A 12181-nucleotide genomic window follows, 5' to 3' on the forward strand; every position below is an offset into this window, starting at 1 on the left:
ATGCTCGGCAACCTACCTGGCCGGTGTGCGATCAATCCACGACGCGGACGGTGACCTTCTTTGTCATCCTCTTGTCGCGGAACTTGAGGGTCACGTACTCGGTGCCCTCCGCCTTGCCGTCACGCACGGTCGGGATCCGCACCACGACCCGGCGCCGGTGGGCGCTGACGTCGGCACCCAGAGGGTACTCCGCCGCGTGCAGCGGCTTGGTGCCCGGTGCCTTGCCGTAGTGACGCTTCCACCAGTCGCCGACGTCGGCGACGCGGAGCACGGGGCCACGCCCCTTGACGAAGCGGTAGCGCACCGGCCACCACTCGCCCACGTGCGCGTCGCCGATGACCGCGATCCGGATCGGCTGGCCCTCCTTCACCTGCTTGGTGAGCACCTTGATCCGCACCTTGGGCATCGGGTCGTCGTCGCGGACGGTGACGCCGCCGATGTAGTTGTTCGTCATCGCCCCGGTCAGCGACGCCAGCGCCACCTGCACCTTGCGCGGGTAGAGCTCGTGGGTGACGTTGCGCTCGAAGGGCACCGCGACGGTGCCGCTGGTGGCGCCGGCCGGAAGGGTGACGGCGACCGAGGTGCCGCCCCAGGTGCCCTCGCCGCCCACCACGGCACGCAGGGTCGCCGGCCCGGTGAGGGCGCCGCGCACCGTGATCGGCACCTGGGCGGTGCCCTGCTTGGGCGAGTCGCCCTCGTCGACGGTCACCTTGCCGACGTCGACGATGGGTGCCCGCTTGGCAGGAGCCGCCGGCAGAGTGGTGCCGGCCGCGGCGACGTCGAGGACCCAGACCCGGCCCTTGGCCGATCGGGCGACCAGCTCGACGCTGCGCAGGCGTGACAGGTCGATCGCCGCGCTGCTCGGGTCGACGATCATCGTCTGCGCCCAGTTGCGCACCATGTAGCGGCTGCCCGGCAGCGGCGCCAGCCGCTCACCGGTGGTCGGCGTCAGCGTCGCGCTGGCACCGTCGGCGTCGGTCAGCCGGACGCCGACGCGGGTCGCTCCGGATGCAGCGTCGACGACGGTGCGCAGCTCGAGACGGCGCCCGGTGACGTCGAGCGGAGTGCCGAAGGTGAGGCCTGCGCTCTGGCCGATCGCGGTCCAGGAGACCTCCCACGCCTTGCGGACGGCGACCTTCTCCCCCGGCTGCACCCAGTGCGGCGACGCGGTGCCCTCGGTCAGCGCGCAGGCCGTGCCCGGGCGCCTGCTGGCCGTGGTGCGGCACAGCCGCGACGAGGCGCTCGGGGCGGCCGAGAGCGCGGCGTCGACGCCCGGACGACGGCCGTCGCGGCCGCCACCGATCGCCGCCGACATCAGCTTCGCGTCGCCCAGCGAGGCAACGGTGGCCCCGGTGCCGTCGAAGAACGGAAGGACGTCCTGGTCGCCCTTGGCGAACAGGTGCACGGCACCGGCCATCACCACGGTGCCGGCCCGACGCTGCTCGGCCGCGGAGAGCCGGCTGTCGTGCTTGCGCCCACAGAAGGCGCTGGCGTTGCCGCCCCAGTCGTCCCAGGCCGGAGCCGCCGCGATGCCCGGCGTCCACTCGGTGTTGAAGTAGTTGTGGTTGGCGCCGAAGACCATCACCGCGCTCTTCAGCGAGGTGTCATCGCTCATCACGTCGCGGTTGAAGTCCACGAAGCGCTGCCCCTGCAGGTCCGCCACGTCGCCGTCGCAGTGCGGGAGCACCGAGACCGTCGGCACGTAGGGGGCGCTCTGGCTGGCGAAGTCGGTCGGGGCCAGCAGCACCTGGCCGGCGATCGTGTAGCCGGCATCGAGCGGCGTGCGCAACGACGCGCGGTTGACGCCCTCGCCACCGCGGCTGTGCCCGATCAGGATCACCTTGTCCAGGTCGACCTGGCGTGCGCCGGCCAGCGTCTTCCAGTAGTCGAGGTGCGCGTCGATCAGTGCGGCGCGGGCCTCGGCACCGCCGTCGGCGAGTCGGTAGTCCTGGGCGTTGATGCCGTTCGCCCGGATCGAGACGGTGGTGTAGCCCTGACTGGCCAGCACCTGCTGGACGTAGTCGTAGCCGAGGTGGCTCGGGATCTCCTTCTGCGGCTTGCAGGGCCACCCGTCGCCGGTCTGCGGGCCCTCGCCCTTGCCGTAGCAGACGCTGTGCCGCCCGTGCAGGAAGACGACCAGCGGCCGCGGCCCGGTAGCGGCGTCCGCCACCGGCTCGACGACATGGCCGACCATCTCGATCGGCTGCGGCATCCCCGCCATCTTCACGCCCGGACGGGTGTAGTTGGAGGTGCTGACCGCGTACGGCCCCTTCGTGGCCGGGTCGGTGGCCAGGGCGCTCTGCCCGGCGACCAGACGCGGCAGGGTGTCCACGGCGAGCAGGTCGCTACGGGCCCGGTCGTCGCCCTCGACGTCGAGCCGGTCGCCAGAGAGCACCACGTCCAGCGTCGCCACGTCGGGGGCGGCGCCGGTCACCTCGACCGAGACCACCCGCGCCGTTGCGTCCACCGAGGCTGCCCCCAACGGCTGCCCGGCAGCGTCCACGATGCTCGGCCGGTCCGCTCCCATCGGCAGCTCGCTGGGCGAGGTCCAGGTGATCAGCTGGCCGCCGGCCGTCTGCTGCACCTGCCAGGTGCCGCGCGGGCTCTCCGCGCCCGCCGGCTCGTTGTCGGGCTCGGCCGACGCCGGCGACAGTCCGCCCAGCGTCAGCAGCGCGGCGGCTCCCAGAGCCAGCCAGCCTCGTCGCATCCTCATCCATCCACTCCTTCGTCCTCACCGGCGCCCCGGATACCCGGCGTCGCTGGGTAAGACGCATCAGCGGCGGTTTAGGTTCGCTCGGAGGCCGACATTATTTCGGCGAGCCGATCGGCGAGCACCCGGGCCGAGCGATCGACCAGGGCCACCCACTCCAGTGCGGTCTCGTCGGCGTTGTCGGAGATGTGCTTGACCAGCCGGACCGGGACGCCGAAGGCGCGGGCCGCGAAGACCACGGCGTAGCCCTCCATGTCGACCAGATGCGCACGTTGCGCGAGCTCGTCGCGCACCAGGGGGTCGCTGACGAAGAGGTCGCCCGTGGCCAGCACCACGCCCTGCTCCCCCGCAGCCTCCTCGCGCAGCTCGAAGAGCTCCTGCGGGTCGTAGCCGAAGGCACGCAACGCGTCCGCACTGAGGTCGTGGTTCAGCACGGCGACCGGCTCGTGCAGCCCCGCCATGCCGTCACGCAGGGCACCGGCGGTGCCGATGTTGACCACCACCAGATCGTCGTGACTGGGCAGTGCCGCCAGGGCGCGGGTGACGGCGACCGCCGCCGCCGTCTTGCCGACCCCGGTGATCACCACGGGCACGTCGGCAGGCACGTGTGCCGCCTCCGCCTTGGTGGCGGAGACGACCAGGTAGCTCACCACGAGCTGGAGAGGGGCCGGCCCTCGTGGTAGCCGGCGGCGGACTGGATGCCGACGACCGCGCGCTCGCGGAACTCGGCCAGGCTGCTGGCACCGGCATAGGTGCACGAGGAGCGGACACCTGCGGTGATCTGATCGATCAGGTCCTCCACTCCGGGCCGGAGCGGATCGAGGTACATCCGCGAGCTCGAGATGCCCTCCTCGTAGAGCCCCTTGCGGGCCCGGTCGAACGCCGACTCGCCGGAGGTGCGATTCGCGACGGCGCGCGCCGAGGCCATCCCGAAGGAGGACTTGTAGGCGCGGCCCTCGCCGTCGCGCACCAGGTCGCCGGGCGACTCGTGGGTGCCGGCGAACCAGGAGCCCACCATCACCGAGGAGGCACCGGCGGCCAGCGCCAGGGCGACGTCACGCGGATGCCGCACGCCGCCGTCCGCCCAGACCCGGGCGCCGAGCTGGCGGGCGGTCTCCGAGCACTCGAGCACGGCCGAGAACTGGGGCCGGCCGACGCCGGTCATCATCCGGGTGGTGCACATGGCGCCCGGACCGACGCCGACCTTGACGATGTCGGCGCCCGCCTCGATCAGCTCGCGTGTCCCGGCCGCCGAGACCACATTGCCGGCCACCAGGGGCACCTGCGGGTCGAGTGCGCGCACCGCACGCAGCGCGCTCAGCATCCGCTCCTGGTGTCCGTGCGCGGTGTCGATCACCAGGGTGTCGACGCCCGCCTCCAGGAGCTCGGCCGCCTTGCCGGCCACGTCGCCGTTGACGCCGATCGCCGCGGCCACCGCCAACCGGCCCTGGGCGTCGACGGCGGGCCGGTAGACGGTGGCGCGCAGCGCACCGAGCCGGGTCAGCACGCCGACCAGGCGACCGTCCGCGTCGACCGCGGGGGCGAGAGGGACGCGGGCGGCGTCGAGCACCTCGAACGCCTCACGCGGGTCGGCATCGGCGGCCACCGTGACCGGGTGCGGCACCATCACGTCGCGCACCTGCGCGAACCGGTCGACGCCGGCACACCCCTTCTCGGTGACGATGCCGAGCACCCGGCGCTCGGCGTCCACCACCACAGCAGCGCGGTGCGAGCGCTTGGGGATCAGCGAGAGCGCAGCCTCCACGGCGTGGTCGGGGCTCAGCTCGATCGCGGTGTCGAGGACCAGGTTGCGCTGCTTGACCCAGCTCACCACGTCACGGACCACGGGGGTCGGGATGTCCTGCGGGAGCACGGTGATCCCGCCGCGCCGTGCCACGGTCTCCGACATCCGGCGGCCGGCCACCGCGGTCATGTTGGCGACCACGATCGGCAGGGTCGCACCGGTGCCGTCGTCGGTGGTCAGGTCCACGTCGTAGCGGCTCGACACGTTCGAGTACGCCGGGACCATGAAGACGTCGTCGTAGGTGAGGTCGTGAGGTGGCCTGCTGTCGTGAAGGAATCGCACGCTGCGCAATCTACGCGTCATCGCCAACCGCCAGTAACCTGCGCTCGTGGAACGCATCGACGCCGGAACGCCGTCCCAGATCGCCCGCGCCCTGGCCGATGAGTTCGCCCTTCGCTACGGTCGCCGCCCGGTGCGCGTCGCCCGCGCCCCGGGAAGGGTGAACCTGATCGGCGAGCACACCGACTACAACGGCGGGCTCTGCCTGCCGATTGCCCTCCCGCACGCCACCTACGCAGCGTTCGCCCCGCGCAGCGACGACGAGGTGCTGGTGCACAGTGCGGGCATCGGCACCTGGCACGGCGACCTCTCCACCCTGCGGCACGCCTCGGGGTGGGCGGGCTATCCGGCCGGAACCCTGTGGGCGTTGGGGATCGAGCACGGCGTGGAGCTGGCGATCGACTCCCGCGTCCCCCTCGGCAGCGGCCTCTCCAGCTCGGCCGCGCTGACCTGCTCGGTGGCCGTCGCGGCACGTCCCGACCTGGTCTCCGAGGCCGGCCTCCCGACCCTGATCAGCGCGACCATGCGGGCCGAGCGCGAGGTGGTCGGCGCCCCGACCGGCGGCCTCGACCAGACCATCTCGCTGTCCGCCCCCGACGACGGTGCTCTGCTCCTCGACTTCGGCCGGCTCGACGAGGACGGCGTGCCGTCGACCCGCGCGGTGCCGATCGCGCTGGGCGAGCACCGGCTCCTCGTCGTCGACAGCGGGGTGCGTCATGATCTCGCGGCAGGTGGCTATGCGGCCCGCCGTGCGGAGTGTCAGCGCGCAGCCGAGGCGCTCGGCATCTCGCTGCTCTCCCAGGCGGATCCAGAGGCCGTCGAGCGGTTGAGCGACCCGGTGCTGCGCCGTCGCGCGCGCCATGTGGTGAGCGAGAACGCGCGGGTCCGCGACGCCGTCGCAGCGCTCGCCGTCCAGGACGCCGTCGCCCTCGGCGCGCTGCTCAACGCCGCGCACGCCTCACTGCGCGACGACTTCGAGGTGAGCTGCGCCGAGGTGGACCTGTTGGTGGAGACCGCCGCGGCAGCAGGGGCCGTCGGCGGTCGGATGACCGGTGGCGGCTTCGGTGGCGCCGCGGTGCTGCTGGTGCCCGAGGCCCGGGTCGCCGACGTGCTGGCGGCGCTCGACGCCGCGTGGCGCCGTCAGGGCTGGACCGGGCTCAGCGTGCTCGACACCGACGGCGGTGCACCCCGCGCCAACCTGCTCCCCGTCCCCTGATCCAAACACCAACCAACGACGGTAGGCCTACATCGCAGCTAACCGACTCCCTCGTAGCGGGCCTGGAAGGCGGCCAGCGTCTCGATCGTCTGACGGTCGCCGGCCCGCCAGCCGCCCACCGGGTCGGGGACCAGCTCGCGCAACACGTCGGCCGGCTGAGTGGTGATCGCGCGCAGCGCATAGACCTCCGGGTCGAGAGGGCCCTGCACCCGTGCGCGTCGCACGAACCGGGCACGGCGCGGCAGGTAGGTCGCCAGCATCAGCACGTTCGGCGTCAACGCCACCCCGAGACCCGCCTTCCACGACATCGACTCGACGCTCGCGGTGCCGTCGGCGCTCAGCGCGGAGAGCTGCTCCACCCGCTGCGTCATGGTGAACAGGATCGAGCCCATCGACCCGCCCAGCAACGGGATCGCGTCGACCTGGCCCTTCATCTCGGTGAGGTCGCTCGCCATCCGGCTGGTGATCTCCTCAGCGCGGCGGGTCGGCTGTGCCGCATCGTCGATGGAGGAGGCGATGCTCCAGCCCATGGCGAGCCAGAAGACCACCCAGAGGGCGACCAGGGCGTCGGCGATGAGCTGGGTGCGACGGAGCGGCGCGTGGCCGGAGTACAACCTCATGCGCCCATCCGATCAGACCCGATGGGTCTCGCGCGGGAGATCCGGCTGAGTGCCGGTACTCAGTCACATCCAGGTAGTTCGGCCGGTCCCAGCCGGCGCCGCCTCGACGAGGGTTGAGACATGACGAACAACACCATCCCTGCCAAGAACACCAACGCCTTCTTCCTCCAGGCGGCCATCGCCTTCGGCATCGCCTTGCTGACCATGGTCCTCGCCGTCTGCTACCTCCCGGTCGATCCGTGGATCCGGGCCTTCCTCGCACTCGGCACGCTCTTCCTGACCACCTCGTCCTTCACGCTCGCCAAGTGCGTGCGCGACGCCCAGGAGAACCAGTCGGTCTACGCCCGCATCGACCAGGCCCGGGTCGACCGGATCCTCGCCGAGCATGACCCGTTCCGCCAGGTCGCCTGACGCCTCATCGACATCGCAGCCACCCACGACCCGACACCCCCGCCACACGACACTGGCCCGGCTCCCACCAGGGAGACCGGGCCAGTGGCATGTCGTGGTGCTACTTGAGCTCGGCGCTGGACAGGCCCAGCACCCGGCGCGCCACGATCAGCTGCTGGATCTGCTGGGTGCCCTCGAAGATGTCGAGGATCTTGGAGTCACGCGACCACTTCTCCAACAGCTCGGTCTCGCTGTAGCCGACCGACGCGGCCAGCTCGACGCAGCTCAAGGTGACGTCCGAGCCGACCCGACCCGCCTTCGCCTTGGCCATCGAGGCCTCCAGGGAGTTGGGCTGACGGTTGTCCGCCATCCAGGCGGCCTGCAGGGTGAGCAGGCGCCCGCCCTCCCAGTCCGACTCCAGCTGCAGGAACTTGGCGGCGGCAGCGGACTGCACCTGGGCGGGGCGGTCGTAGTCGATCTCCACGCCCGCCTCCTCCAGCAGTCCGCGGGTGAGATCGAGCGCGGCGCGGGCACAGCCGACTGCCATCGCGGCCACCAGCGGGCGGGTGTTGTCGAAGGTCGCCATCGCACCCGCGAAGCCCTGCTTGACGTCGATCTCCGGGCTGCCCAGCAGGTTCTCGGCCGGCACCCGGCAGTCGGTGAAGGTGATCACCGCGGTGTCGGAGGCACGGATGCCGAGCTTGTGCTCGAGCCGCTCGACCTTCATCCCGGGCGTGCCCTTGGTGACCACGAACGACTTGATCGCGGCCCGGCCCAGGGACTTGTCCAGGCTGGCCCAGACGACCACGGAGTCCGAGCGCTCACCGGAGGTGACGAAGATCTTCTCGCCGTTGAGCACGTACTCGTCGCCGTCCCTGACGGCGGTGGTGGTCAGCGCGGCGGAGTCGGAGCCCATCGACGGCTCGGTGATCGCCATCGAGGCCCAGGTGCCCTCGAACCGCTTGAGCTGCTCGTCGTTGGCGACCGAGGCGATCGCGGAGTTGCCCAGCCCCTGACGCGGCATCGAGAGGGTGAGGCCGGTGTCGCCCCAGCACATCTCGGCCACGGACTGCACCGAGGCGAGGTTGGCGCCGTTCTTCACGCCCTTCTCGTCGGCCTTGTCGTCACGACGGACGCCGGTCGCACCGGCACCCTCGGAGGCGCCGGAGTCGGCCAGGCCGTCGATCATCGCGGCCAGCATGTCGAGCTCCTTGGGATAGGCGTGCTCGGCCTGGTCGTACTTGCGCGAGATCGGGCGCAGCATGTTCATCGCGACCTGGTGTGCCTGGTCGATCAGCTGGCGGTGCTTCTTGGGAGTCTCAAGATTGATCATGGCGTTTTTTCCTTGTCTGGAGGCGGGGCCTCAGACCAGGACTCCTCCTTCCATCAGGCCGATCGCACGCAGGTCGCGGTACCACCGCTCCACCGGGTGCTCCTTGACGAAGCCGTGGCCTCCGAGCAGCTGGACGCCGTCGAGGCCGATCTTCATGCCCTTGTCGGCGCAGGCCTTGCGGGCCAGCGCGACCTCGCGGCTGAACTCCTTGCCCTGCGCCGCGCGCGAGGCGGCGCGATAGGTGAGCAGCCGCATGGCCTGCAGCTCGATCGCGATGTCGGCGACCATGAACGCCACCGCCTGACGGTGGCTGATCGGCTCGCCGAACGCCTGGCGCTCGTTGACGTAGGTGCTCACGTAGTCGAGCACGGCCTGGCCGGTGCCGACCGCGAGAGCGCACCAGGCGAGGCGCGAGAGGCGCACGCACTCCAGGTAGGTGCTGCCGTCGGTCGCGCCGAGCACGGCCTCTGCGGCGACCTTGACGTTCTCCAGGCGCAGGGTGGCCAGGCTGGCGGCCCGCACCCCCATCGCCGGGTCGGCCTCGATGCTGACGCCCTCGGTACCGGACTCGACCAGGAACAGCACGTTCGCGCCGTTCAGACGGGCGCCGACGACGAAGAGCTCGGCCTCGGCAGCGCGGACCACCAACGACTTCGTCCCGTTCAGCACGAAGCCGGCGCCCTCCTTGACGGCGGTGGTCTGCGGGTCGAGGACGTCGAAGAGGACCTTCGGCTCGTTGAGCGCGAGCGCGGCGGCGGGCACCGCGTCGCCGGTGAACTCCGGCAGGTAGGTCGCCTGCTGCTGGTCGGTGCCCCACAGCGACAGCGCAGTGGCCACCGAGCCGGGTGCGAGTGCGGCGACGGCGAGCCCCATGTCCCCCTTGGCCAGCGCCTCGGCGACCAGGGTGCCGGCCATCGCGGAGCGCTCCTCGGAGATGCCGCCCAGGGACTCCGGGACGCCGAGGATCGGCAGCCCGATCTCCAGGCTGGCGGCGAGCAGCTCGCCCGGCGCCGCGCAGGCCTCGTTGGCCTCGGCGGCAGCGGGGCGCAACACCTCGGCGGCGAAGTCGCTGACCACGTCGACCAGCATCTGCTCGTCCTCGGAAGGAGTGAGGTCGAAGATGCCGGTGTTGTTGGCGCTCGGGACCCGGACGCCGGCGACGTCCTTCTTGCCGCGGCGGGCGAACGCGCGGCTGGCGGCACCGGCGGCACGGAAGCCGCTGCGGGTCACCGTGAAGACGCCCTTCTCGGTCTGCCTGCGCAGGCCGATCCGGTCGATCAGCTCGCTCTGGGCGAGCTTGTTGAGGGCGAGGACCGCCAGCCCGATCGGGTCACGGGACTCGCTCTTGCTCACCCCGTACTTGCCGCCCGGCGAGACGGCGTCCTTGGTTGCTTTGAGGAGGGACATGAAGAAAATGTAACTCCGAGTTACACATTGCGCCACAGAACGCCGAAGAGACGCAGGTCACCAGCTTCGCAGCGACCCCGGCGAGGGCGCGGATTCCCCGACCTTCGCTACGGTTGGACCAGGATCGAGGAGGTCGAACAGGTGCGGGGTGAGCGAGCCGGACGGGCAGCGGGCGCGGCATGGTCGATGCTGCGCGACAGCGGCGTCCTGGAGCGCCTGCGCCGGCGCAGGCCGGCGACGCTGCCCGAATTCCTGGAGGCCTTGGCCGAGCTCGGCCCGGAGGCGGTGCTCGAGAACCCGGCCGGCGTCGACGACGCTCTCCTCCACCTCGGGCGGCAGTGGGCCCTCAGCGCCGAGCAGCTCGCCCACCCGGCCACACTGCCGGCCGTGATCGAGCATCGGGAGCGGATCCGGGTGCATCCGGCGGCCGCCTACGGCACCGCCGGCGTCGCCTCGGTCGGCTCCGTGCTGGTGGTCTCCGGGGGCGCGCCGATGGTGCTGGAGCTGATCGCCGTGGCGGGCGTCGTCGGCGTCACCGGGCTGGCCTCGGCCTGGGCCTGGCGGCCGAGTGCCCGGCGCAAGGACCGCGCCTTCACGTTGCGTGGCGCACCAGCCCTCACCGCACGCTCCCAGGCGCTGCTGGTCCAGCAGTCCACGTTGTTGGTGCACCCCGACGCCATGCGGGCCGCGGAGCGTCAGTCCGCCGTCGTGCAGGGGCTCGCGCTGACCGTGGAGTCCGCGGAGGCGGTCGCGGACGCCGGGCGGCTGATCGACGCCGCCGGCAACCTCGACCGGGAGCCCGCCACCCCGGCCGAGCGCTCGATGGTGCTGGAGCTGGTCGCCCACCGCACCCGGCTCGTGCACGCCCTGCTGCGCCAGCAGAACGACACCCAGCGCGAGCAGGCCGCCCAGCGGGTGGAGCACCATGCCACCTACCAACAGGTGATCGACGACCACGAGCGCTGACCCGACCTGGCCGCCACTAGGATCGGTGACTATGTCGACGCCGGAACAGCCCCCGTTCTCCCCCTACGGCCCGCTCCCCTCCGGCGGGACCGTGCGCCCGATGACCCGCTGGGGCACGCCGGTGATGCACGCGCCGCAGCAGAAGGTCACCTCCTTCGACGCCGCCCTCGCCTCGCTGGTCGCCGACATGGTGGCCACCATGTACGCCGCCGACGGCGTCGGCCTCGCGGCCTGCCAGATCGGCGTCGACCTGGCGGTCTTCGTCTTCGACTGCCCCGACGCCGAGGGCCTGCGGGTCCAGGGCGTGGTCTGCAACCCGGTGCTCACCCTGCCCGAGGGCAAGGAGCGCCACCTCGACGCCGACGACGAGGGCTGCCTCTCGTTCCCGGGTGCCTTCGTCGAGTGTGCCCGTCCCGACTTCGCCACGGTGCACGGCTTCGGCGTCGACGGACAGCCGGTGACCTTCTCCGGCGATGGGCTGCTCGCGCGCTGCCTGCAGCACGAGACCGACCACACGCTGGGCACCGTCTTCGGCGACCGGCTCTCCACCAAGGCCCGCAAGAAGCTGCAGAAGCAGCACGACAAGGCCGCCGAGGACTACCCCGCCGACTGGCCCGCCTGACGCAGGGGACTATCGCTACGCCTTCGGGAGGGCGCGGGTGGTGAGGTAGCAGGCCACCGCACTGGCGGCGGCGACGTTGAGCGAGTCGATCCCCTCGCGCATCGGGATGATCGCGCGACGGTCGGCCTCGGCCTGCCAGCGTGGTGAGATGCCGGGGCCCTCGGAGCCCAGCACCAGGGCCACCTTGGAGAGTCCCTCGACCGCCTCCTCGATCGGCACCGCGTCCTCGGCCAGGGTCAGCGCGATCGTGGTGAACCCGGCCGCCGACAGCTCCGGCAGCGCGCCGCGCCACTCGGGCAGGCGGGTCCACGGCATCGAGAAGACCGCGCCCATCGCGACCTTGATCGCGCGGCGGTAGAAGGGGTCGGCGCACCGCGGCGAGAGCAACACCGCATCGATCCCCATCGCCGCCCCGCTGCGGAAGACCGCCCCGACGTTGGTGTGGTCGACGATGTCCTCCAGCACCAGCACCGAGCGGGCGCCGTCGATGACCTCCGCAACGCTGGGCAGCGGACGGCGGTGCATCGAGGCCAGCGCGCCGCGGTGCACGTGGAAGCCGGTGACCTGCTCGGCCAGCTCCTCGCTGAGCACGTAGCACGGGGCGTCCGTGCCCGCCAGGAGGTCCGCGAGGCCGTCCAGCCAGCGCTCGGCCATCAGGAACGAGCGTGGCGCATAGCCACCCTCCAGCGCGCGCCGCACCACCTTCTCGCCCTCCGCGAGGAAGAGCCCGTGCTCCGCCTCCAGCAGTCGGCGCAGCTGCACGTCACGGAGGTCGCGGTAGTCGCCGAGCCGGGGGTCCGCGGCGTCGGTGATCTCGATCAGCTCGGCCACGGC

General features: G+C 71.8%; 11 protein-coding genes. 4 read left to right on the forward strand and 7 right to left on the reverse strand.

Annotated elements, in window-relative coordinates; all coding sequences use genetic code 11:
• Positions 1-31: 31 nt before the first annotated feature.
• The 3 genes from ABD151_RS06625 to ABD151_RS06635 form a co-directional block, all read right to left on the reverse strand.
• On the reverse strand, positions 32-2713 hold the full coding sequence (locus ABD151_RS06625; protein WP_343992557.1) for an alpha/beta hydrolase: 2682 nt from the start codon (positions 2711-2713) through the stop codon (positions 32-34).
• A gap of 71 nt (positions 2714-2784) precedes the next feature.
• A complete protein-coding gene (locus tag ABD151_RS06630) occupies positions 2785-3360 on the reverse strand; it encodes a nucleosidase (protein WP_343992559.1) in 576 nt (191 codons plus the stop codon).
• Positions 3357-4796 (reverse strand): GuaB1 family IMP dehydrogenase-related protein, encoded by a 1440-nt coding sequence (locus ABD151_RS06635; RefSeq protein WP_343992560.1) that lies wholly within the window; start codon positions 4794-4796, stop codon positions 3357-3359. The genes ABD151_RS06630 and ABD151_RS06635 overlap by 4 nt, the downstream gene beginning before the upstream one ends.
• 46 nt (positions 4797-4842) lie before the next feature.
• Between ABD151_RS06635 and galK the strand changes: the two genes are divergently transcribed.
• Positions 4843-6009, forward strand: coding sequence for a galactokinase (gene galK, locus ABD151_RS06640; protein ID WP_343992562.1), 1167 nt, complete (start codon positions 4843-4845; stop codon positions 6007-6009).
• A 38-nt stretch (positions 6010-6047) separates the two neighbouring features.
• On the opposite strand, the gene ABD151_RS06645 is transcribed toward galK, so the two are convergent.
• Entirely contained in the window at positions 6048-6629 is a 582-nt protein-coding gene (locus tag ABD151_RS06645; RefSeq protein WP_343992564.1) for a hypothetical protein, read from the reverse strand.
• Between the two features lie 120 nt (positions 6630-6749).
• On the opposite strand from ABD151_RS06645, the gene ABD151_RS06650 reads away from it, so the two are divergent.
• A complete protein-coding gene (locus tag ABD151_RS06650) occupies positions 6750-7040 on the forward strand; it encodes a YiaA/YiaB family inner membrane protein (RefSeq protein ID WP_343992566.1) in 291 nt (96 codons plus the stop codon).
• Positions 7041-7140: 100 nt separating this feature from the next.
• Here ABD151_RS06650 and ABD151_RS06655 read toward each other — a convergent pair whose 3' ends face one another.
• Positions 7141-8352: an acyl-CoA dehydrogenase family protein gene (locus tag ABD151_RS06655; protein ID WP_343992568.1), complete on the reverse strand. Its 1212-nt coding sequence runs from the start codon at positions 8350-8352 to the stop codon at positions 7141-7143.
• A 30-nt stretch (positions 8353-8382) separates the two neighbouring features.
• Positions 8383-9759, reverse strand: a complete 1377-nt coding sequence (locus ABD151_RS06660; RefSeq protein WP_343992570.1) for an acyl-CoA dehydrogenase family protein — start codon at positions 9757-9759, stop codon at positions 8383-8385.
• Between the two features lie 141 nt (positions 9760-9900).
• On the opposite strand from ABD151_RS06660, the gene ABD151_RS06665 reads away from it, so the two are divergent.
• On the forward strand, positions 9901-10725 hold the full coding sequence (locus tag ABD151_RS06665; protein ID WP_343992572.1) for a serine/threonine-protein kinase: 825 nt from the start codon (positions 9901-9903) through the stop codon (positions 10723-10725).
• Positions 10726-10750: 25 nt separating this feature from the next.
• On the forward strand, positions 10751-11347 hold the full coding sequence (def, locus tag ABD151_RS06670; RefSeq protein WP_415629869.1) for a peptide deformylase: 597 nt from the start codon (positions 10751-10753) through the stop codon (positions 11345-11347).
• Positions 11348-11362: 15 nt separating this feature from the next.
• Here the strand turns inward: def and ABD151_RS06675 are convergent, their stop codons facing one another.
• A complete protein-coding gene (locus tag ABD151_RS06675) occupies positions 11363-12178 on the reverse strand; it encodes a TrmH family RNA methyltransferase (RefSeq protein WP_343992576.1) in 816 nt (271 codons plus the stop codon).
• Between the last annotated feature and the right edge of the window lie 3 nt (positions 12179-12181).

Origin of the sequence: Nocardioides dubius (assembly GCF_039528155.1) — a bacterium.
Lineage (GTDB): Bacteria > Actinomycetota > Actinomycetes > Propionibacteriales > Nocardioidaceae > Nocardioides > Nocardioides dubius.

Bases quoted from the DNA above. Each gene is read 5' to 3' on its own strand.
- ABD151_RS06625 (WP_343992557.1), bottom strand. From the start codon at position 2,713: ATGAGGATGCGACGAGGCTGGCTGGCTCTGGGAGCCGCCGCGCTGCTG.
- ABD151_RS06645 (WP_343992564.1), bottom strand. From the start codon at position 6,629: ATGAGGTTGTACTCCGGCCACGCGCCGCTCCGTCGCACCCAGCTCATC.
- ABD151_RS06650 (WP_343992566.1), top strand. From the start codon at position 6,750: ATGACGAACAACACCATCCCTGCCAAGAACACCAACGCCTTCTTCCTC.
- ABD151_RS06655 (WP_343992568.1), bottom strand. From the start codon at position 8,352: ATGATCAATCTTGAGACTCCCAAGAAGCACCGCCAGCTGATCGACCAG.
- ABD151_RS06660 (WP_343992570.1), bottom strand. From the start codon at position 9,759: ATGTCCCTCCTCAAAGCAACCAAGGACGCCGTCTCGCCGGGCGGCAAG.